The following is a 23932-nucleotide window of genomic DNA, read 5'->3' as shown; positions in this document are numbered from 1 at the left end:
TAGAAAGCAGTTAATCGACATACCAAGTTTAATTTACACTCCTTAATTATTCAGGTCATCTTCCTAGGGAATGTGTGCAAATATATTATAATATGATAAGGCATTACTAAGACAAAGATCATGGAGAATTAAAGCTGNTCCGACTAGATTTGAATATGGTTAGCAAGTAATTTAGTCAGTTTCAACTGACTTTAGGTATCAGACAGAGAATTTATTCTCTGGCTAAACTTGATAACTATATTTCAGGTTCTGAGAAGATGTTTGGAAAGTCATGATTAGTGTATCGAATATTATTTGACCCCACCCTCCGCAATTTATGATCTACAGTTGCATTTTTCTTTAAAATATAAGAGGATGTTTGATAAGTCATGATTAGTGTATCAACTATTGTTTGACCCCACCCTAACCCTCCCCTTGTAAGGGGATGGGACTGGATTTTATTGTTTTTTGTGTGTTCCCTAATATAAAAATTACCTGTTTAATACTTTCCAAACATCCTCTGAGAGTGAAAGGTTTATGATATCAATCTTCTAATTCTCCACTTTGCCGAGCTAGTTCATAAATAGCAGAAATAATACAAGCCATTATACCGATGCTGACACCCCAGCTAGGTCCTAAGCTAATTTCGAGAAACCAGTTGGATAAACCCCCAATGACTAGAAAAGGAATGATGCTAAATAGTGAAGCGTAAAAGGCGTTTTGGGACTCTCTAGCTTGGCGTGTTTTCTCAAATTCTTGTTGACTGATGTAAAGCGATCGCTCGGCAAAGTTAAACCATCTAGTTATAAGGTTAGTTGTTTTATCACGCAGGCGGTAAAATGTCAAGTATAGAGCCAATGACCAGAGACTGGCTCCGGCGATGGCGATTTTGTCTATCTCAAAACCGAAGGGAAAAATTTCAGTAATCATAGCTAGGGATGTCCTGCAGGTGGCAAAGTTAAATATAAATTCATCTTGTAAGCAATTTTAAGCCCAAAATCCCCCATAATTTTTCATAATTTTTTGATTGCCAAAATCAATTAACTGCTTTTGCTTTCATGGGGGGACTAAACTGCAATTATTTGTTGTGACAAGGAAATTACAATTTTGATGATTAATCCCTAACCACAGGGATTAATCAGGCGATCGCTTCCCTAATTAATCTTCTTGGCTGTGGGTTTGTGTGGGGGATTTACTTAACAGAAACCACCATAGCTCTAATGCAATTAAGGCTACACCACCCATAGTGACACCAACTTTCACCCCCAAAGGTTGCTCTATGGGGTGAAATCTGTTATTTTCTCCTGGTGAATGGGTGGGCGTTGTGGCTGATACTGTTCCCAGGGACAAACCCAAAGCGGTCACGGTAGCCCAAAGTATATTTTTCTGGAACATAGATAAAATTATTGTACACTTGCAGAGATGATTTTGGGGTGAAATTGCCGCAATCTCAGGGCATTGGTGACCACACAGAGGGAAGAAAGAGCCATTGCAGCACCTGCAAGAATCGGATTGAGTAACCAACCAAACCAGGGAAAGAGAATTCCCGCCGCCACGGGAATACCAATGATATTGTAAATAAAGGCAAAGAAGAGGTTTTGGCGAATATTACTCATGGTCGCCCGGCTAAGTTGAATCGCGGTGACAATTCCTTGTAAATCTCCAGAAATTAGAGTAATATCACTCGCGGCGATCGCTACATCTGTTCCTGTACCAATAGCAATACCCACATCTGCTTGTGCGAGTGCAGGTGCATCATTAATACCATCCCCCACCATGGCTATAATTTGAGATTTACCATTACCTTGAAGAGATTTAATCATGGCGGTTTTTTGTTCTGGGCGTACCTCTGGGAAAACTCTGTCGATCCCTACTTCTTGGGCGATCGCCTCCGCCGTTTTACTGTTATCTCCAGTCAGCATTACTACCTCTAAACCCATTTTTTGCAGTATTTTCACTGCTGCTGTTGAGGAAGGCTTGAGAGCATCAGCAATACCCATGACTGCTTCTATTTCACCATCTACAGCCATGAAAATCACTGTTTTCCCCCCAGCTTCCCAGGCTTGTTGATATTCTGGGAGGGAGTGAGTATTAATTCCCAGTTCTGTCATCCAGCGTTGTGTACCAATTTGTATGAGACGGTCTGACACCACACCTTGAACGCCACTACCGGGAACAGCTGCAAAGTTGTGGGACTCAATTAAATTTACCCCTTGGGACTGGGCATATTTTACCACCGCCTCAGCCAAGGGATGCTCAGAATTGCGCTCTACAGCAGCAGCTAACTGTAAAAGCTGTAGTTCATTGTGGTTAGCAGTACCTTTGAGACAGACAAAATCAGTAACTGTGGGATTTCCCTGAGTTAAAGTTCCGGTTTTATCCAAAACAATGGTAGTAATTTTGTGTGCTAGCTCTAGACTTTGGGCATCTTTAATTAAAATACCATTTTCCGCCCCTTTACCAGTACCCACCATAATGGAGGTGGGAGTGGCTAAACCCAAAGCGCAGGGACAAGCTATAATGAGTACACCCACTGCCGTCATGATTGCTAGGGTGAAGTTACCCATGAAGTTAAACCAAATCACAAAGGTGGCGATGGCGATCGCAATCACAGCAGGTACAAACCATCCTGTAACTTGATCTGCTAATCTTTGAATGGGTGCTTTAGAGCCTTGTGCTTGCTGCACAAGTTTGACGATTTGCGCCAAAAAGGTATCCTTTCCCACCCGTGTCGCCCGCAACTGAAAGCTACCAGTTTTGTTAATGGTCGCTCCTATGACCTCATCCCCTGCTTGCTTCTTCACTGGTAAACTTTCACCAGTAACCATAGACTCATCTACAGTAGAAATACCAGCAATCACCTCACCATCTACAGGAATCTTTTCCCCTGGACGCACCACAATCACATCATTGATTTCCACTTCGGTAATAGAAATATCCATTTCCACACCATCACGGATAACTCTAGCATTTCTCGGTTGTAGTCCCATCAGTTTATGAATAGCTTCCGAAGTTTTTCCTCGAGCGCGATGTTCTAACAATCGCCCCAGCAAAATTAAAGCAATTACAGTTACCGAAACCTCATAGTATACATGAGGGATTAAACCTTGATCCGTAAAAAATCCCGAAAACAGAGTCACAAACAAAGAATATAGATATGCTGCAGTTGTACCCACAGCCATGAGGGTATCCATTGTTGCCATATGGTGTTTAAGGGCTTTCCAGCCATTGACGTAAAAACTCCAACCACACCAAAACTGTACTGGAGTAGTTAACACTAACTGTACCCAATAATTATGGAGAAATTCCGGAATAAACGGTAAGTGTAACCCTGTCATCATGGGTATAGAACCCACAAAAATTATCATAGCAATGACACAGGCCACAATCACCTTGCGCCTAATTTCCCTTTCTTGGGCTAACTTAATGGCCTTCTGACCATCATCTTCTCCAGTCAGTATGTCTTCTGAAGTTGGGTAAGAAGAGTATCCCGCAGCATCAATGGCTGCTTGAATGATCTTGACATTAGTCCGTGTTCGATCATAATTGATGGTAGCTTGTTCAGCACCAAAGTTAACATTACAGTCAATCACCCCTGGAATTAAGCGAATTGCTTGGTCAATGTTGTTGGCGCAGGAGGCGCAACTCATACCTTGGAGTTTCAGCGTGAGAGTATCCATGCTCAGTAAATCACTTTTGCTGGTGTAGCCTATGTAGCCAAAGTTGCATCAAATGGATGCAACTTCATCAGATTAAACACTCTAGTTTGAATGTGAAAATTACATCAAACTATCGAGTGGGCATCTTCAGCGGTATAATCATTTTTCAGCAGCTGGATAACCAGCTGTAGCTAAAGCATCTTTAATTGCTGCTTCTGATGCTTGAGTTTCTACGCTCACAAATTTGGTTTGGGGGTCAGCCTCAATGGTAGCATTGGCATCAACTGCTTTAATTGCATTGGTAATATTGTTGGCACAAGCAGAACAAGCCATATTGGGAACTGTCAGTTTGAGTGTCATAGATTTACGGTATGGAATCAAAGGACTATCAGGACTCAGCTTATGTCTTGCTGAATATCAGTCTGTAAAGCTAATTTAGCCATTTCTAGTTTGTGGGGAATTCTCTTTTCATGGCTTGAGGGATGCTTGGGACTGTCATCAGCTATTAAGTTTGGCTTTTATCTTAATACTCATCCTAAACTCTCCAGTCAGATAGAGAGTCTATCAGAGTTTACAAGTCTTTAAATTCTTTGCCGTCCCCATGATCATGGTATTAATATTATCCAGGTAAATGGCATTAAGCTTTATAGTAGTAAATTATACTTATTTTAAATATTGCCAAAGATCATCCCTGGCTAATATAAATTGTTAGGAAAAAGGCTTGGACAAGCCAAGCCCTTATGTATACCAAGCATTTACTACACCAATAATAATTTAATAGTTCTATACCTTTAGTTCATCCTCCTAAAGGATGTGTTCAAATAGCCTCAAAGCTGATAGATCAGCAATTATTAATCATAAAAAAGGTTTGGCTGTGAACCAAACCTTGATTAGTACTGTGCTGAAAGAGGTACTACTGCATTATTTAAAATGACTGTTTTTAATGTCTCACAAATTCATCTTCATTTGGTCACTATACTATTAGATGAATTTATATTTACCCTGTAATTTATGTATCAAAAGTATGAAAAAGGCTTGAACAATAGTCAAGCCTTGATATATACCAGGTGTTTACCATATTTGGATATTTTATATATTAAATGATGATAATTCATCTGTCTTGAAGGTGTGTACAAATCTTATTAAATATGCTAGCTATCACCATATATAGATAGTATTTTTATGGTCAATGTATAGGTATTGATCATCAAGTTTTTCATACTCTGGTCAGATGTCGTCTGTTGTGTAATCAACTTCTCAAAAGAAAACCCTGGCTTGGATTCCAGGGTCGTTATATGTTTTTCAGGCATTAACGAACTGAATAGTAACATCATCAATAAATTATTGGGAGTACCTATCGGTATATACACAACAAAACATATTTATGCTATGATCATAAAATATGTTTTTTAGCATAGTTTACAATTAACCATAAGCTAAATTGAAAACATATAAAAGAGGCTTGACTATTAGCCAAGCCTACATATAGCAAGAGTTTACCATATATTATGATTTTAAATATACTTGTATGCAAATTTTATCTATCTATAGGTTAAATATAGCTATAAAATATAACTATAAATACCAATCTCAAGATAAAAAAGGTTTAGCCGCGGGCTAAACCTCCATAGAAAGCAGTTAATCGACATACCAAGTTTAATTTACACTCCTTAATTATTCAGGTCATCTTCCTAGGGAATGTGTGCAAATATATTATAATATGATAAGGCATTACTAAGACAAAGATCATGGAGAATTAAAGCTGAACTATAATTAGTGATTTACAGTTAAAAATACTTGTATGATTGTAAGAAATATAATTAATTATAGTCTCTATTTTGTCTGGTAGTTCAGTTGAAAATTTAAATGTTTTTACTGAAAATGTTGCATTTAATATGTAATTTAAAATGCTAAATACCCAATTAAGGATCAGCTAGGATAAAACGCCATGCATCCATGGATTGACTAGGAAAAAAAAATATTTGCTTTCCTGTGGAATATATGTTATGTTAATTTATCGTATGGTTAAGGACGTATAGCTCAGTTGGTTAGAGCGCTACGTTGACATCGTAGAGGTCACTGGTTCGAATCCAGTTACGTCCATCCTGAGTACCAATACAAAATAGCCGTTGCTCAGTCAACTTTCCCCGTTCCAGAAGTTGCTCAAAATTTCAGGGAGTTTAGTGATTTCTTGTATGAGGTCTTCGGGACTAAACCCAAATGTATTTAAAATCACGAGAATCACAACAATAGCGATCGCACTACTAATAAATGTTTTTAAGACTTTAAACAATGCCCGAAAAATAATCAAGGCGACAATTACAGCAGCAACGAGAATGATGATATTAGTTGGCATTAGTCATTAATTTTGGTTAAATATAATTGCTGTTAAATGCGGTAGAGGATATCATAACAGCAAATACAGCAGTGGGGTAGTATTTAGGTAAAAGAATCAAGAGAGGTTTATTTAGGTCTAAGTCTGGGAAAATATATTCAGCAGACTTGAATGGTTCCCTAAATATATTAAGAAAGGTAGCTGGGGACTCTATCTTTGATGGAAACTCAGTAGAGAGGCTTGTAGTTAGCCCACTCAGGTTTAGACCTTACCAAGCTAAAAATATTTGACTATATTTTACGCCTTATGTGAGATGGGGTAGCAAAAAAGAAGGGGAAACCACAAGATAAAGGTAATGACACCAAAGCTTGAGGTTTCCTAATGAATATGGTAGACGGTTCGACCTTATTGACGACAATTTTTGTGCTAATAGATGACTGGTATCAACAAAAAGGCTATCGTTACGTACCGTTATTGCCAGGTCCATCACCAAAATTCACGGATAGTGAGATGTTAACACTGTTGGTAGCAATGGATTTTTTCCCATACCCAGGAGAACAGCAGTTTTTAGGGTTCGTGAGGGCAAATTACTTGAGTTTGTTTCCAAAACTGTTAGACCAAAGCCAGTTCAACCGCAGAGCCAGACGATTAGAGGGAATGCTCGAAGAATTAAGACGTTTTTGGCTTCGAGACTTGGGGGCAATTTTTGAGCGCACCTTGCTGTTAGATACAAAACCAATACCTGTAGTTGGCTACAAACGTGACAAAAGCCAAAGTCAATTTACAGGCAGTGCTGATTATGGCTGGTGTGCCAGTCGCAAAATGAATTACTTTGGCTACAAGTTAGTTCTGGTCAGCACCCTGAGTGGTATTCCCTTGGTTTATTCTTTAGTGCCCGCCAGTACAGATGAACGTTTAGCAGCAGAATCGGTTTTAGATTCCGTTCGTGGCTGCCGTATCCTTGCAGACAAAGGATTTATCGGTGGTGAATGGCAAAGCGATATTGCCAAAACTACCGGTAATCAAATTTTTACTCCAAAACGAGCTAATCAGCTTCAACAACAGCCAAAAGCTTTTGAGGGTTTGCTCAATCGCCTGCGCGAGCGTGTTGAAGGTGTATTTCACGAGGTGCAAAATACCGGACGTAATTTGGAGCGTCTATTGAGGAAGACAGTTGATGGTATCTGCGTCCATGTTGCTGCTAAAATCACCAGTCATACTCTACGTATTTTTCTACGTCTTCGTTTTGGTATTGACGTTCTTACTTTTGAACAGCATCCTCTGCCTTAATTCACATAAGGCGTATTTTTAGTAACTATATAAGCTACAAATATCAATCTTCATACTCCCCACGGCTAGAAGCCTGGGGATTCTTTAATAGTCCACAAACGAACTTTCAATGGTGCTATCAAAAACACCCTACACGCTCAAAACAATTACCAGTATGAAAGGTATTGCAATTGCGCTTACTTTTATTTTTTTTTGCTTTGGTGAGTCCATCGCGATGCCAATTAGGTACGCTCAACATCCTGCCATTATTTGCCCTTTAACTATTCCAACTAAAATTGGATATGTCCGTTGCCGGGATTTCTCCGTACTAGGATGTTTCCTCACGTAGATGGTTGTTCTTACTCACCTTGACCATTATACCACTGTGGCTAAAGCCAGTCAATCGTTCTAATGCGACTAAAGTCGCTATCGACTTATCCCCATGTCTAAAAGCCATTGGCTCAGGTCTCGTTTTCTGCTCAAACTTTCATGGGTGGTGATTGCTGCTCACCCTTGTGTAGCTCAAAATTCCCCCAAATTACGGTTTAAAGTTTGGCGGTAATTTCCGCCCATTCGGAGAGGGAAAGGGGTTGTACCTGTATCTGCATAGTAAAACAATTACAGGCGGCGGTAATCAAGGCGCTGATAATTTTATCTACACTCAAATTATCAGGTAGTTCTATATTAGTGGTAGGTTCAGCATCAAATACCTGAGTAAACAATTGGGGATCTTGTTCTAAAGGCATAGAACCATGTTGGAGAATTACCCCACCCTTTTGTAATTGGGCACTACCAATCAGTTTAGCCCCATTGGGTAACACTAAATCTGCACTTGTGGCTGTACCAAAACAATTAGGGTTGTGGATATAGCCCCGCTGTGCACTACCGTAGGACAATTCTACACCGAGCGATCGCCATCCAGCAATTAAAAACTCACAAATTTTCTCATATATCTGTAGACGAGTACCAGTAATTCCCGAAGTAATCACAGCATAAGTTAAATCACCTTGATGTAACACAGCCCTACCACCAGTAGGACGGCGCACCAAATCTAATTGCTGTCCTCCCCAAATCAAATTCTGCCACAATTGCGGGTATTGATGTTGGTGATAGCCTAGAGAAATAGCAGGTGGCGACCAACTGTAAAATCGCAGCGTTGGGGGATGCTCTCCCGATTGATGCTGTTCTAACAACCATCTGTCAATAGCCATCTGCACATCCCCAGCAGCTTCTAACCAAGGAATTAGTCGCCATACCTGCGGACTATGAAACTTATCAATTGGGTTCAACACTAATATTTATACAGTACAACCATACTGAGATTGTAAAACTTCATCGTTCTCATCAGCAATATTTGCCACAATGGTAATCAAGCGTGAGACCTCAGCTGGAGATAAATCTTCAAGAGTGCGTGTTGATATCACTACCACCCGATTGTCAATAATACCAAAACGGGCTTCTAGGGTGCTAGAGCAGTTCATTTCTAAAAGATGGCGCATTAACTTGGTTTCATCCTGAGCAGGTAAGTTAAGCACCGCAGACCAAACAGTGATCGTATCGTCGTTATTTTGTCCAGTCAATTGCACAAATACATCTACAGTCCCGTACTTAAATTTCCACAGATAACCCCCCTCTCCTGGGTGACTAACCATAGCACTGTCATCTTGTTCTAGGGATTCGATCACATTTTCAATCACTTCTATATGGTTAATGGTCAGCGTCTCTGGGTTGAGTTCATTACTTGTTAGGGTTTCTTGGTAGTTTGTCATACAGATTTTTTTTCTCAAGATAGTGATTCCTTCATCTACACTTTATCGTCTGTAAGTCAGTTTAGTTGTATCCCACCCTAAAAACCTAAGTCTGCTTTGGCTATTTCCGCCGCAGCAAATACTTCTGCATCGGGCTTTTCTTCCCAAGCCGGATCACCAATTTCGGCGTAAAATGTTGTATCATAGGGTCTGGTCCTAACCACAACGGGCATAGGAACCGCATGACCTAAAATTAAAGCTTGTTGTTTAGAGTCTAATTTGGCTAGGACTGAACGCAAACCACCTGCACCAGATACACCGGTAAAAATGGCATCAATATCTTTTTCATCATTCAGCAAAGCGGTGATGCGTGTGCCAATTTGAGACATAACTTCATTATCAATGCCCGATGGACGTTGGTCTACTACTAGCAAAGTTACGAAATATTTTCGCAGTTCTCGGGCGATGGTGCCGAAAATGGTACTTTGGACAATGGCAGGATCTAGGAAACGGTGGGCTTCCTCAATGGTAATCATTAATGGTGTCGGGCGATCGCAGGGATTTTTACTTTGTAAGAATTTATCTGCTTTCTTGACATATTCCTCATGAATACGTCGAGTAATCATGTTAGTTACCAACATATAAGAAAGCATATTGGATTGGGAACCAAATTCTATGACTACATTTTTCCCAGCTTCCAAAGACTGGATAATTTTACTAATATAATTCTGAGGACAAACGCCCCGCATATATTTCAAACTATCCAACCGTAAAAGTTTACGCTGTAAAGAGGTGATAGAACCTGGATGTCCTGGCTTTTCTTCGCAGAACATTTTAATGTCCTCACCAGTCATATTAAATAATTGGGGAATCCAAGATTTACCAAACTCGTTGTATAAAATACTGGCGTTATCTAAAGCCGCTTCCGAGAGTCCTAAATCTCGACTACATAATTTAATATCTTCTACTGTAATTTGCTCATAACTCAGATATAATTCTTGAGCATCCCGCACACCCCGACGTTTTGTAGATTGAGGGTCAAGGGTGTAGACCTCTACTTTACCAGGAAATAGTTGTTTTAAGCCTTTAACAGTATTAACATTTTTCCCTTCCGCTACTGCTTCCCAACCATATTCGGAATGCATATCAAAAATTAAATTTACCGCCGCATTTTTACGGATGACTCCGGCTAAAAGTAAGCGGGTGAGGAAAGATTTACCGGTTCCAGATTTACCAAACACCCCATTACTCCGCTCAACAAAGCGGTTTAAATCAATACAAACTGGTACATCCATATCTAAGGGTTTACCCACGGAAAAATTACGCCTGTGGGGGTCATCTTCCCAACCAAACACTCGGCGAAAATCCTCTTCACTAGCTTCGTAAACTTGGCTGAAATGACTGGGAATTGTTTTCACTGGGAGCAATTCCATGGTTGTACTGGTTTGGGGTTGAAATGAGGCTAAACCATTGGCTGATGCTACAAAACCATTGGTACTATAATTTGAGGATTCATCAGACTCAGGGGTAAACATCAACATCGGGGCGAGGTTGATAGTACCATAAGTACCACTACCAGCTAATACTTCCCGTAAAAAAGTTTCTTCCCAACCGGGAGGGTTAGCAATAATCCGGGGATTAGAAGTACCTAATGCTACATCTGTTAGTAGACAGAAAAAACGCGTTCGCAATCCATGGATAACCAAGAATTTACCTACCCGCATATCTTCCACAGAAATATCCGGGTGTAATCTTACTTCCAATCCCCCAGTCAGAGAACCTTGGATAACCGCACCTAATGGTTGTGAAGAATTCATTGAAATAACTTATAGATTCCTCTATATTTATCTGTGTTTATCTGTGCTGACTTCTATAGCCCAACCAGGCAACAATACAGAGTTAATCACCATCATCCCATTATCTATTCAATTTGAATAGAAGTCGGTGCATTTCCCGTTGGTGGAGTTCCGATTAATGGTTTACGGAATTGAGCATACAGGCGATCGCGCCAGGCAAAAAATGGCTCATAATCTGGATTATCCGCCAAGCCAGGTACACCTTTACCTCTGATACCTGCGGGTAAGTCTAAATAGGGGACTTCTGGAAACTTGAGTAATATGGATAAACTCGCCACTGCTAAATCAGCTAAAGTTGGCTCATCACCTGTCAAATATGGACTATCCGCCAATAATAATGTTAGCGCTTCTAAGTCTTGTTTCAAGTCCGCGATCGCCCCTTTAATTACATCTGGACTATAACCGACCCCAAAGCCTAAAATCGTCAACACATCCCTAGGTACACCCGCAACTACACTTTTGAATATATCCGGTGTGGAACTAGGTAATAAAGACTGGCGGAAATTTTGGTCTTGACTAATAGCAGAGAAAAGAGCTATCCTCCCCTTCTTACCAAGAGACTCATCTGCCCATTCTTCCATCAATAAGCATAAACCACGTTTGCGAGAATCTTCAGGTATGAGGGGGCGATCGGGATATTCTAAATCTAAATACTTAGCAATTTCAGTAGAATCGACGATGTATCTGTTACCATCTTTCAAAACTGGCACTTGTCTTTGTCCAGTCAGCCGGAACAAATCTATTTGTCCCAGCCCGGGAGTAACTTCTATTTTACGGTAATTTAGCCCTTTGTAATCTAGAATCAGCCGTACTTTCTCTGAGTACTGAGATATTTCCCACTGATATAACTCCAGCATAATTTCTAGTTTTAAGATTTTAATTCTACAATCCTCTTATTGTATCTTCACTTCCGGTAATTTTCCTGAGTAAGTCAGCAATTTAGCAAAAATCATTGGTGTGGGAATGAATATATTTTGCATAAAGAAGTGTTATAAATCTTTAATGTCACCTGCTATAAGCAAAGACCAACAAAATTTATGAAAGCAAATTACAGCAATTTTTTGACCAATTTTGCAAAAATCGTTGGCTTAGGCAGCATTAGCCTTTTCATAACTGTGCCATCTCTAGCGAATGAGGCAACCAATAATTTAGCACAAGCAGGGAGTGGAACACTCAATCCTAGACCCAGTATTTTCGATGAGTTTCCCTATAACCGTAATCGTCCCACTCAACCCACCACCCCCAGCGTCACACCACCCACAACTCAAACTCAAGACAAAACCTTATTAGCATTAGCAGAGTCTAGCCCTAAGTTTACAACCTTAATCGCAGCCTTAAAAGCAGCCGGACTAACAGAAACTTTGCAAGGTAGAGATCAATTAACAGTCTTTGCTCCCACCGATGAAGCATTTGCCAAATTACCACAAGATGCTGTCAGAGATTTGTTAAAGCCGGAAAATAAAGAAATTTTGCTCAAGCTATTAACTTACCACGTAGTCAGTGGCAGAGTTCTATCTACCGATTTATCATCTGGCGAAGTTAAGAGTCTCGAAGGGGGAGCTATCAGCGTCTCAGTGAGTTCTAATGGTGTCATGGTCAATGATGCGAATGTAGTTGAAGCGGATATTAAGGGTATTAATGGTGTAATACACGCCATTGATCAGGTGATTTTGCCTCCTGACTTGTAGACAGGTTAATTAAACCATGAAAGACCGCGGCGCGGTCTTTTTTTGTCATCGCCAAATAATTAATTAGGCGTGGGCTTTCTGATCTGTTACTTTTGGCTACAAGATGGCTTTTGTCTGTCAGGTATGGACAAGAAGATATGACGAATCAGCAACCCTCAAATATCTATCTTAGGGGGGGTAGATTAGTTAACATAAATATACACTTACCTTAACATAACTTTTTATAACAGATTTTTCAGTTCTCCTCCGATTATGGAAATTATGTGCCACAATTGAAAAAGTTGAGAATTAATTCGGCGACAGCGTTTGTTTTTAGTATTGACAGGCTTTTTCCTTGTGGTATTTACAGACTTATCTCCGAAATCTAAATCTCTACGTTTTTGTGATTTTGGAGACCATTCATGTCAATTTATATAGGTAATCTTTCATACAGCGTTACCCAAGATGCCCTGACTGAGGTGTTTACAGAGTACGGTACGGTCAAACGAGTGCAAATACCAACAGACCGGGAAACAGGTCGTGTCCGTGGCTTTGCCTTCGTAGAGATGGATTCCGATGCTGAAGAAACAGCAGCTATTGAGGCTCTAGACGGTGCGGAATGGATGGGACGCGACCTAAAGGTTAATAAGGCTAAACCCAAGGAAGATAAAGGTTCCTTTGGTGGTAACCGCGGAGGATACGGTGGTTCCCGTAACCGCTACTAAAAATTAGGAGGGGGAAAGTTTCTCCTAGGATCTAGTCCTCAAACCTTTTAAAAATCTCGCTCCGAGCAAGGCTGAGTCCATGTTCGGAGTTTTTAAGTATCCGGAAATAATCATGGTATATTCCAGAATATCATAGAAATTCAGGTGTATTGACAGTTCTATCCAGAAAAAAATTAGACATTTACATATTTACACAAAATATATCTCAAGACCTCATGGGTTTGTGGTTGGTTGATTCGGTAACTCCTGGGTAAGTCCTATTGTAGTTTAGTATATGGTGGTTTTAACCCCACTTATTCGGATCCAAATCAGCAGCAATCCTATAGACAACTTTGGGATGCGATCGCTGCTGATCAAGTCAGTCAGATAAAAATCAAATAGCCAATAAATTATGTATATAAATCATAGTATTCAACCAGGTGTAACTTTAAGCGATCGCTATGTAATTGTCCGTCAAATTGGTCAGGGTGGTTTTGGACGTACCTATTTAGCTGAAGACCTCAACCGCTTCCGTGAACTGTGTGTTTTAAAAGAATTTTCCCCTCAAGTTCAGACAAGCTATGTGGCTCAAAAAGCCCAGGAATTATTTCAGCGAGAAGCGACTGTTCTTTACAAGCTCCAACATCCGCAAATTCCCCGCTTTCGGGAACTGCTGCGAATTAACTTACAAGGTCAGGAATACCTGTTCTTGGTGCAGGATTATGTAGAAGGACAAACTTATAGTTCCTTATTAGAAGCGCGCAAACAGCAAGGGTGGGGATTTACAGAACCTGAAGTTAGACAATTGTTATTACAAATTCTGCCAGTGTTGGAATATATCCACTCCCTGGGGGTAATTCATCGGGATATCTCACCAGATAATTTAATTCTGCGCAGTACTGACAAATTACCGGTATTAATTGACTTTGGCGGTGTGAAACAAGTAGCCGCAACGGTAGCATCCCAATATTACCAAGGGGAAAAAACCCCATCCCCTCAATCACCCACCCTACTGGGTAAAATAGGCTTTGCACCTCCAGAACAGATGCAAACAGGTTTGGTGTTTCCTCACAGTGACTTGTACGCCTTGGCTGTCACCATCCTAGTTTTATTGACAGGTAAACAACCGCCAGAACTGATCGACAATCATAATTTAACTTGGCAATGGCGACGAGAAGTTACTCTCAGCCCAGAATTAGGACAGATATTAGATAAAATGTTATCTCCCAGACCGGGCGATCGCTATCACTCAGCTGCTCATGTCTTAGCTGCTCTCAACCCCTCCTTAGCAAGTCATCCCCCAACTCCATATCCCACCACCCCACCAACATCTGCTACAGTTGCTGTTTCTGTGCCTCCCCCACCGTCCCCGTCTCCCTCATCATCTCCCGAACCAACATCCTGGTTAACACCAGCAACAGCCTTAGTAGCAGTCATCATAGTTGCAGGTACTGCGGGGGGAATTTGGTGGGGATTCACCAGCAGCAATCACACTCCACAAACAGTTACACCTACTCGCCCCCCCACCGTTGAAAAGCCCACGGATCCCCCAGATCCCATTTCTCCAGCAGAACGTCAGCGTCAACAAAGATTAAACAACCGTCGTCAACAATTGGGGATTGACTCTAATTTTTATGTCAGGTTGGTAGATCAAATATTTTGGGACAATAACCCCAGTTTACGGGGGCGCACTCTTACTGATGAACCCCAAGATGAGAGTTTGCGAGCCGAATGGGATAAAACAGCCGCCCAATTACTAGAAAAACTAGCTCTATTGAGTACCAGAGCGCGCCGACAATTGGGAACTTATACAGCAGCAGAACGGGAAGCTTGGCGAGTTGAAGTTAACAAACTCAATATTAGTATGATTTCTTTATATGATTTAGCTGACGCTGCCTTTTTCAACCAATTTCCTCAACAGCAAGGCCAAAATTTTATCGATCAACCCATGGGACAAGTTTGGCATGGGTTTGTTAGAGATAAACTTAACGCTATTCTGTCTGGAACAGCTTTAGAAAAAATTCAATTTGATCCAGGTGCTACCAGCAAAACAGTTACAGGTAGTCTGCAATCAGCTGTTGACCCGGGTGGGGGGAAAATTTTTCTGGCTCACCTGGCGCAAAATCAATTAATGGAAGTCAAGTTAGAAGCCAGTCCTCAGATTTTGCTTTCCGTTTATTCTCCTTCGGGTCAAGTAAAATTTTTAGAAGATTCTCCAAAACGTAATTTATTAGTTAATCAATTACCAAAATCGGGATTTTATCAGTTTGTCATTGCTTCCACAGCATCAAAACCACTCAGTTATCAACTCACCATTGTGGCACAAACTCCTACACCAGAACCTACACCAGAACCTACACCAGAACCTATCCCAGAACCTATCCCAGAACCTATCCCAGAACCTATCCCAGAACCTAATGGTAGTGAATCCAACTAGTTTTATTTGCTAGCAGGGTTTAAATTTATCCTTGAGATATTTGTCAATTTCAGTTATTAGCAGAAGTAATTAAAATTTGGGTAAATTTACAAAAAGTATGAAAACAAAGATAGTACATGGGTCTCAATTAATTAAACAAATAAATCAAATCATAGAAAAAATACTGAAACAACCAGTAATTATTGGTAGTGCGATCGCTACACTTTTAGTAGTGGGAATGCAGAAAATACCAGTATTACAGACAATGGAGTTAAGGGTCTATGACCAGATGATGCAGATGCGTGCTCATGCAGGTCCAGATCCCCGCTTATTAATTGTCGCCATTACTGAACAGGATTTGCAAAAATGGGGTTGGCCTTTATCGGGGGAAGTTCTAGATAGGCTTTTGGGCAAACTGGAAGCATATCAACCCACAGCCATTGGTTTAGACATTTTGCGTGATGTACCAGTACAACCTGGTCATGAACAACTCCTACAACGCTTACAGCAAAGTGAAGCGATTATTTCTATATGTAAACATACCAATGTTCGAGACCCAGGTAATGCAGCCCCAGCGGGAGTAAAAGCCGTCCGGGTGGGATTTAGCGATCTTGTGGAAGATACAGATGGTTTTATTCGCCGTAATCTCATCGCAGTGAATGTGCAAGAGTCAGACATTTGCCAAAGTATATATTCCTTCGGCTGGAGGTTAGCCCTGAAATACTTAGCACTGCAAGGAATTCCACTGCAATCAAACGTGAATCAGGAGCTACAACTAGGTGATGTGATATTTACACCCCTAAAAAGTAACTCTGGCGGTTATGAAAATGCGGATACCAGGGGCTACCAAATTTTACTGAATTACCCCGCAGGGGGTAAAATCGCCGAAAAAGTTACTGTTACACAAGTACTTGCAGGTGAAATTACACCAGATTTAGTCAAAGACCGAATTATTTTAATTGGTTCCACAGCACCGAGCCTAAAAGATATATTCAATACTCCCTTTAATACCGGAAAAGCGGATAATTCCGGTAGAATGGCAGGGGTGGAAATACACGGGCAAATCATTAGTCAGATTCTCAGAGCAGTTTTAAATAACCACCCTCTATTTTGGTTTTTACCCGGTTGGGTTGAAGTTCTCTGGATAGGGTCATGGTCTCTACTGGGGGGATATTTAGCCTCCCGTTTGTCACATCCATTCAACTTAGGGCTGTGGTCAGCCACATTTTTACTAGTTTTATTTGTGGGTAACTTTGTAATTTTTACCCGCGGGGGATGGTTCCCAGTGGTTGCGCCTGCATTAGGTCTGGTAGTTGCAAATGTGAGTGTACTGGCCTATAGCGCTCATGATAGTCAACAAGATAAAAAACAAATTATACAATTGTTGCAAAGACAAAAGGAATTAATTACTGAGTTACAAAAACAACAGGTAACCCTTACTACTACGCCAGAGACTGATTATTTATTCAAACCACTGTCAACGCAGAGATTACTGGGAAACCGTTATCAAATTACCGATAATTTAGGGCGGGGAGGATTTAGCACAACCTACTTAGCTCGAGATGTTCAACGCCCAGGAAATCCCCTGTGTGTTGTCAAACAGATGCACCCTGTCCGTCAAGATCCAGAATATCTGGAGCTAGTTAAACGGCTATTTCATACCGAAGCAGATATTCTGGAAATTATGGGTAAACACCCACAAATACCCCAATTACTAGCCTTTTTATCAGAAAATAATAATTTCTATTTAGTCCAAGAGTATATTCTCGGTCATACCTTGAAACATGAGTTAAATTCTGGCATATGTTACTTAAGGTCTGAAGTCATCAAGATCCTCAAAGAAGTTTTAGAAATACTAGTGTTTGTCCACAGCTATCAGGTCATTCATCAAGACATCAAACCCAGCAACTTAATGCGGCGAACAACAGATGCACACATTGTCTTAATTGACTTTGGGGGTGTGAAACAACTGCAACCGCAAAATCATCAGCAAGATTCGATTATCTTCGCCTCTCGTGGTTATGCACCTCCTGAACAAATGATTGGTGCACCAAGACTCAATAGTGACATTTATGCTTTGGGAATACTGGCCATACAAGCCTTAACAGGGGTAAATCCTCAAGAACACCAATTTCTGAGGGATGTTAAAACTGATTTTATAACTATTCCTACACTATCTCCGACTGGTGAGCAGATTTGGCAATATTGGTGGGAACTAGCGGATACTACTGAGGACTTGACCAGAATATTAAATAAAATGGTACATCACAACTACCGTCAAAGATATGAGTCAGCAATAGAATTGTTAGAGGATATCAATAATATCCTATGAAGTACCACCTTTTAATCAAAGGTTAATGCTTTATCCAAACAAAATTAAATTTCAATAAGATTGAGTATTATTTAAGACGATGTTTTAAAAGTTATGATTAATGTATCAAATATTGTTTAACCCCACCCTAACCCTCCCCTTGTAAGGGGAGGAGACTGGATTTTATTGTTTTTTGTGTGTTCTCCAATCGTTCCTATTCCCTATTCCCCAATCCTTCGGTGTTCCGGTGTTCCGGTGTTCCCCATTCCCTAAGATAAAAATTACCTGTTGACAAATTATCAAACAACCTCTTAGACCTATAAGGGATATTGAGCTTATATTGTTTTAGCTCCTTGAGTAATTTTCTTAAAACACATAGTTGGGTTCTGTGGTTGGTAACTGATTCATATGTTCAGTTAACCAAATTACATCATATAATAATATTACTTATTAACCCATAAAGTTTTTACCTAGACAAAGACCATGCACAATCGTATTATCAGGGTAAATACATGGCTACACTCTTAAACCAGACATTGAAAGATGTTGAAAACTGGAAAGGTGTATTTTGCCAAATCCACACAGGTTGGATGGTGAAGATTGGTTGTAGTATATTTTTGCTGGTCATAACTAATGCAGGATATGCCCAGGGCTATGAGCAGATGCTCACACAGGAACCTAGACTGGAAACTGTTCCCCCAACTACTACTGCACCTCTAGAAGCTATTCCTGGGAAATTTAAAGTTAAAGGATTTGAGTTTTTAGGTAATACGGCTTTTACTCAGGAACAGTTAACAGCAGAAGTTAAAGATTTTCTGGACAAAGAAATTACCTTTGCTGACTTAATAACATTAGAATCTCGGTTAAATAACTTGTATGTTGATCGTGGTTTTGTTAATTCTGGCGCGGTAATTGAACCTCAAAATCTTTCTGCTCAAAATGGTGTAGTTAGAGTTTCAATTATTGAAGGAGGTATTGAGGATATTAAGGTTAGGGGAACCCAACGCTTAAGACCCGAGTACATTCGTTCCCGGTTGGCTTTAGCAGCACAAACTCCCCTAAATCAAAATCGTGTCCTACAAGCTCTCCAACTTTTAAAACTCGATCCTCAAATTGAAAATATATCGGCAAAATTAACAGCAGGAGTGCGACCGGATTTAAGTTTATTAGAAGTTACAGTGACAGAAGCCGATAGTTTTCATATCGATATCTTTACCAATAATGGTCGTTCTCCCAGTGTCGGTAGTTGGCGAAGGGGAGTTAAATTTAATCAAGGTAATGTCTCCGGCTTAGGTGATGGTTTAACTGTAGGTTATGCTAATACCGATGGTAGCAATGCTATAGATGTCAGCTACACGGTTCCCTTAAATCCTCGCAATGGTAGACTGCAATTAAGCAGTGGGTTAACCAAAACAAACATCACCGAGCCGCCCTTTGACCGACTTGATATTACTGGCGACTCTAGGTATTACGAAATAGGTTTCAGTCAACCATTATCTCAAAGTGCTAATCAGGAATTTGGTTTAGGTCTAGCTTTTTCCCATCAACAAAGCATAACCCAACTGAGTGCAGAAGGTTTTCCTATATCTCGTGGTGCGAATAATGATGGTGAAACTCGCATTTCTAAAATTGCTTTCTCCCAGAATTGGCTAACACGTACCTCAAACTCAGTACTAGGCTTTTACTCTCAATTTAATTTAGGGGTAGGACTCTTGGATGCTACCACTAATAATGATCTGCCTGACAGTCGTTTTTTCTCATGGCGTGGACAAGGACAATATGTACGTGCTTTAAACCAAAAACGTGATGTGTTACTGGTGCTGCGTTCTGACTGGCAATTAGCTACAGAAAGTCTTGTGCCATTGGAACAGTTTAGTATCGGGGGAATTTCTAGTGTGCGGGGTTATCGTGAAAATGCCCTACTCACAGATAATGGCTTTGTCGTAACAGCAGAGGTTCAGTTACCTGTGTGGGGACTATCCCAGAATCAACGCTTGTTATCGGTGATTCCCTTTGCAGATTTTGGGGTGGGGTGGAATAGTGATCAAGCAGTTCAATTAAATACTAATACTTTGATGGGTTCTGGCTTAGGTCTGCAGTGGCAGGCTGGTCAGTTCAAGGCTCGTATTGACTGGGGAATTCCCCTAATCCATGTCAAATCTCAGGATAGAACATGGCAAGAAAGCGGTTTATATTTCTCAGTGGAGTCAAGGTTATGAAAATTCAGGGGTTAATCAAACATCCCAGTTGTTACTTATTCCTTCAGATGGTCATCGGCTTAATTACTACTGCAAATATGCAGATGGTAACCGCCCAACTCACACCAGACAATACCCTAAACTCCACAGTCAGGAATGATACGGTAAATAACCGTGACATCATCGAAGGGGGAGCCATCCGTGGGAGTAACTTATTTCACAGTTTCACTGATTTTAACGTCGGCGCTGACAGAGGGGTTTATTTTAGTCACCCCGATAGTATTGGCAATATTTTCACCAGGGTGACAGGAACTAATCCTTCTAGTATTTTGGGAACCTTGGGAGTGTTGGGGAATGCTAACCTGTTTTTAATTAATCCCCATGGTATTAGTTTTGGTGACAATGCTCGGTTAGATGTCAAAGGTTCCTTTATAGCTGCTAGTGCGCATAGTATCATCTTTGATAATTATGAGTTTAGTAGCACAGATACCACAGCACAGCCGTTATTAACAGTAAATATTCCCAGGGGGTTAAGATTTCGGGAGCATCCAGGAAATATTACCCTGACTAATTCTAGTCTGAGTGTTCCAGAGGGTAAAACCTTAGCTTTGATTGGGGGTAATGTCAGCCTGAATAATACTCAAATCAGGTCACCCGGAAGTACAGTACAGTTGGGTGGTTTAACCCAAGCGGGAAGGGTTGATATAGATGACAACTTGGGTTTGAGCTTTCCCCGTCCCTTAGATAGCGCCGCCACAAATATCACCAGGGGAAATGTCAACCTTGGTAATAGCACTGTCATAGATGTGGCTTCAGGTGGTGGTGGGAGCATAACAATAAATTCCCAAAATTTAGAGATAACTGGAAATAGTCAGCTGCGTGTTGGGATAGCAGCGGCGATGGGTTCACCAGATGCTCAAGGAGGAGATATTCAGATTAATAATGCTGATAAAATCACCCTGGATAACTCCTTCATATTTGCGGCGATGGTTTCACCAGATGCTCAAGGGGGAGATATTCAGATTAATAATACTGATAAAATCACCCTGGATAACTCCTTCATATTTAATGAAGTATTCGGCCAAGGAAATGCTGGGAGTATCCACATCAATACTTCTAGTTTAACTTTGAAAGATTTTGGTTTTATTAATGCGAGTATCTCCGGTCAAGGTAATACAGGAGCGATCGCAATTACAGCCACCGATGGGGTGACTCTGACAGGGGAAAATAGTCAAGGATTGAGCAGTTATATAGCTAGTACTGTACTACCAACAGGAGAGGGAAATAGTGGCGGTATCACCATTGATACTTCTACCTTAACCCTGGAAAATGGATCTAATATTAATACCTATACTTCGGGTCAAGGTAATGCGGGAGCGATAAACATTACAGCCACTGACGCGGTGACTCTCAGGGGGGAAAATCGTCAAGGATTTAGTAGTTATATAGCTAGTGCAGTAGCACCAACAGGAGAGGGAAATAGTGGCGGTATCACCATTGATACTTCTACCTTAACCCTGGAAGGCGGAGTTACTATTAATGCTAGTACCTTTGGTCAGGGTAATGCCGGAGCGATAACCATTAAAGCTACTGATGGAGTGACTCTCACGGGGGAAAATCGTCAAGGATTTAGCAGTTATATAGCTAATGCAGTAGCACCAACAGGAGAGGGAAATAGTGGCGGTATCACCATTGATACTTCTACCTTAACCTTAGAAAAAAATAGTTTTATTAATGCCAGTACCTTTGGTAAAGGTAATGCTGGGGCGATAAACATTACAGCCACTGACAGGGTGACTCTCAGGGGGGAAAATCGTCAAGGATTTAGCAGTTATATAGCTAGTACTGTACTACCTACAGGAGAGGGAAATAGTGGCGGTATCACTATTAATACTTCTAACTTAACCCTGGAAGATGGCGCAAATATTAATACTAGTACATCTGGTAAAGGTAATGCTGGGGCGATAAACATTACAGCCACTGATGGAGTGAGTCTCAGGGGGGAAAATAGTCAAGGATTTAGTAGTTATATAGCTAGTGCAGTAGGAGCAGCAGCACCAGGAAGTAGCGGGGATATTACCATTGATACTTCTACTTTGACACTGGAAAATGGTAGTATTATTAATGCTAGTACCTTTGGTAAAGGCAATGCCGGAGCGATTAACATTCGAGCTACAGAGCAAGTAGGGATTTCAGGTACTTATTTTAACCCAGCATTAAACACAGATGTGGGCGGCATTGTAGCCTTCACCCTCACAGATAATAATGCCGGCAACATTACCATCAACACCCCCAGATTCCAAATTTCCGACGGAGCCGGCGTAGAAGCCTTTACCCAAGGCGCAGGTAACGCCGGTAATGTCACCATCACCGCACCTCAAATCGTGGACATTGGGGACAACAGTAAAATCATCGTGGAAACCTCCAGCGCCGGGCGACCGGGTAACATCAACATTAATACAGACACCCTGAACATAGGTAAAGATGCTCAACTAAGTGCCACCGCCACCGCCACCGCCACTAATACCCAAGGCGGCGGAAGTATCACCCTTAACAGTTCTAACTTAAACATCTCCGGCAAACTCGGTATATTTGCCCAAACCCAAGGACAAGCCCCCGCCGGTAACCTCACCTTACAACCCTACAACAACCACCCCAACCTGAATATCAACTTTACCGACAACGGTTTTATTTCTGCCTCCACCACCGCCAGGGGAGCCGGGGGAAATATCACCCTCACCGCCCCCCAACAGATGAACATTCAGGGTAATGGTAAAATCTCTGTGGAAACATCAGGTAGTGGTAATGCAGGTCAGATAGCCATCAAGACCCCTAACTTAAACCTCGCCCAGGGCGTAGAAATCACCGCCTCCACCAGCCAACAAGGGAATGCTGGGAATATTCAACTCTACATCACAGACAACCTGCGGTTAAATAATAGCAGTATTTCCTCCAGCACCACCCCAGACTCCACAGGTCGAGGGGGAAACATCATCATTGACCCCATACTCATAGAATTAAATAGCGGTTCCACCATTGCTGTTAATAGTGCGGGAGCCGGGGATGGTGGTAATATTTTCCTCACCGGGGAAAACCTCAATCTCTCTCAAGGCTCGACAATTACCGCCAACACTGCCAGTGGAGAAGGTGGTAATATTACCCTCAAGATCACAGACACCATCCGTCAACGGGACAGGAGCAATATTTCTGCCACCGCTGGGGGTAGTGGCAATGGTGGTAACATAACAGTCAATACCAGTTTTCTCCTGAGTAGAGATAGTAATATTACTGCCGATGCCTTTGCAGGAAGAGGGGGAAATATTAACATCACCGCCCAGAGAATCTTTCAGGATAGAGATAGTAAAATTACTGCTAGTTCCCAACTGGGTATTGATGGTGTCATAGAAACTAATACCCCGGAGGTTGACCCGATTCAGGGATTAATTGAATTTCCGGAGGATGTCCTTGACCCCAATGCTTTAATTGCCCAAAATGCTTGTAGACAATGGGGAAAAAGTGAATTTACAGTCCGAGGTAAGGGGGGTTTACCTGGTTCCCCAGAACAAATCCACAGTAGTCATGAGGTAGGGGTGAGTTTAATTGCTCCCACGACTGAGGAATCATCGGCTGTGGTCAGTCCTGTATCTATCATGACTCGAAGAGTTATCCCCGCCCAGGGATGGGTAGTTAATGCTCAAGGAGATGTGGTTTTAGTGGCTGATCCCAGGGGAAATAACCCTCAGCGAGTTCCTGTTGCTGTAACTTGTGCATCAAATTAAGTTCAGGGTGA

Annotated in this window: 16 protein-coding genes and 1 tRNA gene; 8 read left to right on the top strand and 9 right to left on the bottom strand. The window is 41.2% G+C overall.

The genetic code is table 11. The features are described from left to right. Positions 1-522: 522 nt before the first annotated feature. The 4 genes from IM676_RS13730 to IM676_RS13715 all read right to left on the bottom strand — a co-directional run bounded on the left by IM676_RS13730 (position 523) and on the right by IM676_RS13715 (position 3998). Positions 523-909, bottom strand: a complete 387-nt coding sequence (locus IM676_RS13730) for a hypothetical protein (protein ID WP_200987419.1) — start codon at positions 907-909, stop codon at positions 523-525. A gap of 228 nt (positions 910-1137) precedes the next feature. Next, entirely contained in the window at positions 1138-1374 is a 237-nt protein-coding gene (locus IM676_RS13725; protein ID WP_200987418.1) for a hypothetical protein, read from the bottom strand. 8 nt (positions 1375-1382) lie between these two features. After that, positions 1383-3659, bottom strand: a complete 2277-nt coding sequence (locus IM676_RS13720) for a heavy metal translocating P-type ATPase (protein WP_200987417.1) — start codon at positions 3657-3659, stop codon at positions 1383-1385. Positions 3660-3797: 138 nt separating this feature from the next. Next, positions 3798-3998 carry a heavy-metal-associated domain-containing protein gene (locus IM676_RS13715; RefSeq protein WP_200987416.1) on the bottom strand — a complete coding sequence of 67 codons (201 nt, stop codon included), beginning with the start codon at positions 3996-3998 and terminating at the stop codon, positions 3798-3800. 1669 nt (positions 3999-5667) lie between these two features. On the opposite strand from IM676_RS13715, the gene IM676_RS13710 reads away from it, so the two are divergent. After that, positions 5668-5741 (top strand) — tRNA-Val (locus tag IM676_RS13710). A gap of 34 nt (positions 5742-5775) precedes the next feature. Here IM676_RS13710 and IM676_RS13705 read toward each other — a convergent pair. Beyond that, on the bottom strand, positions 5776-5994 hold the full coding sequence (locus IM676_RS13705) for a hypothetical protein (protein WP_200987415.1): 219 nt from the start codon (positions 5992-5994) through the stop codon (positions 5776-5778). A gap of 366 nt (positions 5995-6360) precedes the next feature. Between IM676_RS13705 and IM676_RS13700 the strand changes: the two genes are divergently transcribed. Further along, complete coding sequence (locus IM676_RS13700; protein WP_225880366.1) at positions 6361-7263, top strand: IS982 family transposase; 903 nt, start codon at positions 6361-6363, stop codon at positions 7261-7263. Between the two features lie 524 nt (positions 7264-7787). Here IM676_RS13700 and IM676_RS13695 read toward each other — a convergent pair. The 4 genes from IM676_RS13695 to IM676_RS13680 form a co-directional block, all read right to left on the bottom strand. After that, positions 7788-8534 carry a lipoate--protein ligase family protein gene (locus IM676_RS13695; RefSeq protein ID WP_225880365.1) on the bottom strand — a complete coding sequence of 249 codons (747 nt, stop codon included), beginning with the start codon at positions 8532-8534 and terminating at the stop codon, positions 7788-7790. 6 nt (positions 8535-8540) lie between these two features. Beyond that, entirely contained in the window at positions 8541-9011 is a 471-nt protein-coding gene (locus IM676_RS13690) for a YbjN domain-containing protein (protein WP_200987413.1), read from the bottom strand. 77 nt (positions 9012-9088) lie between these two features. Beyond that, positions 9089-10807, bottom strand: a complete 1719-nt coding sequence (locus IM676_RS13685; protein ID WP_200987412.1) for a helicase HerA domain-containing protein — start codon at positions 10805-10807, stop codon at positions 9089-9091. Between the two features lie 104 nt (positions 10808-10911). After that, positions 10912-11703, bottom strand: a complete 792-nt coding sequence (locus IM676_RS13680; RefSeq protein WP_200987411.1) for a glutathione S-transferase family protein — start codon at positions 11701-11703, stop codon at positions 10912-10914. A 180-nt stretch (positions 11704-11883) separates the two neighbouring features. Here IM676_RS13680 and IM676_RS13675 point away from each other — a divergent pair, with 180 nt between their 5' ends. The 6 genes from IM676_RS13675 to IM676_RS13650 all read left to right on the top strand — a co-directional run bounded on the left by IM676_RS13675 (position 11884) and on the right by IM676_RS13650 (position 23921). Beyond that, positions 11884-12534, top strand: coding sequence for a fasciclin domain-containing protein (locus tag IM676_RS13675; RefSeq protein WP_200987410.1), 651 nt, complete (start codon positions 11884-11886; stop codon positions 12532-12534). Positions 12535-12935: 401 nt separating this feature from the next. Then, positions 12936-13238, top strand: a complete 303-nt coding sequence (locus IM676_RS13670; RefSeq protein ID WP_200987409.1) for an RNA recognition motif domain-containing protein — start codon at positions 12936-12938, stop codon at positions 13236-13238. A 391-nt stretch (positions 13239-13629) separates the two neighbouring features. After that, positions 13630-15654: a serine/threonine-protein kinase gene (locus IM676_RS13665; RefSeq protein ID WP_200987408.1), complete on the top strand. Its 2025-nt coding sequence runs from the start codon at positions 13630-13632 to the stop codon at positions 15652-15654. A gap of 97 nt (positions 15655-15751) precedes the next feature. Further along, on the top strand, positions 15752-17965 hold the full coding sequence (locus IM676_RS13660; protein WP_225880364.1) for a CHASE2 domain-containing serine/threonine-protein kinase: 2214 nt from the start codon (positions 15752-15754) through the stop codon (positions 17963-17965). A 491-nt stretch (positions 17966-18456) separates the two neighbouring features. Next, a complete protein-coding gene (locus tag IM676_RS13655) occupies positions 18457-20163 on the top strand; it encodes a ShlB/FhaC/HecB family hemolysin secretion/activation protein (protein ID WP_200987407.1) in 1707 nt (568 codons plus the stop codon). Continuing rightward, complete coding sequence (locus tag IM676_RS13650) at positions 20118-23921, top strand: two-partner secretion domain-containing protein (RefSeq protein ID WP_200987406.1); 3804 nt, start codon at positions 20118-20120, stop codon at positions 23919-23921. The genes IM676_RS13655 and IM676_RS13650 overlap by 46 nt, the downstream gene beginning before the upstream one ends. Positions 23922-23932 lie beyond the last annotated feature (11 nt).

The sequence above is a fragment of the Anabaenopsis elenkinii CCIBt3563 genome, assembly GCF_015245355.1.
In the GTDB taxonomy this organism is placed as follows: Bacteria; Cyanobacteriota; Cyanobacteriia; order Cyanobacteriales; family Nostocaceae; genus Anabaenopsis; species Anabaenopsis elenkinii.
Note: the sequence above shows the minus strand (reverse complement) of the source record. Positions and strands in the feature narration are given on the sequence as shown.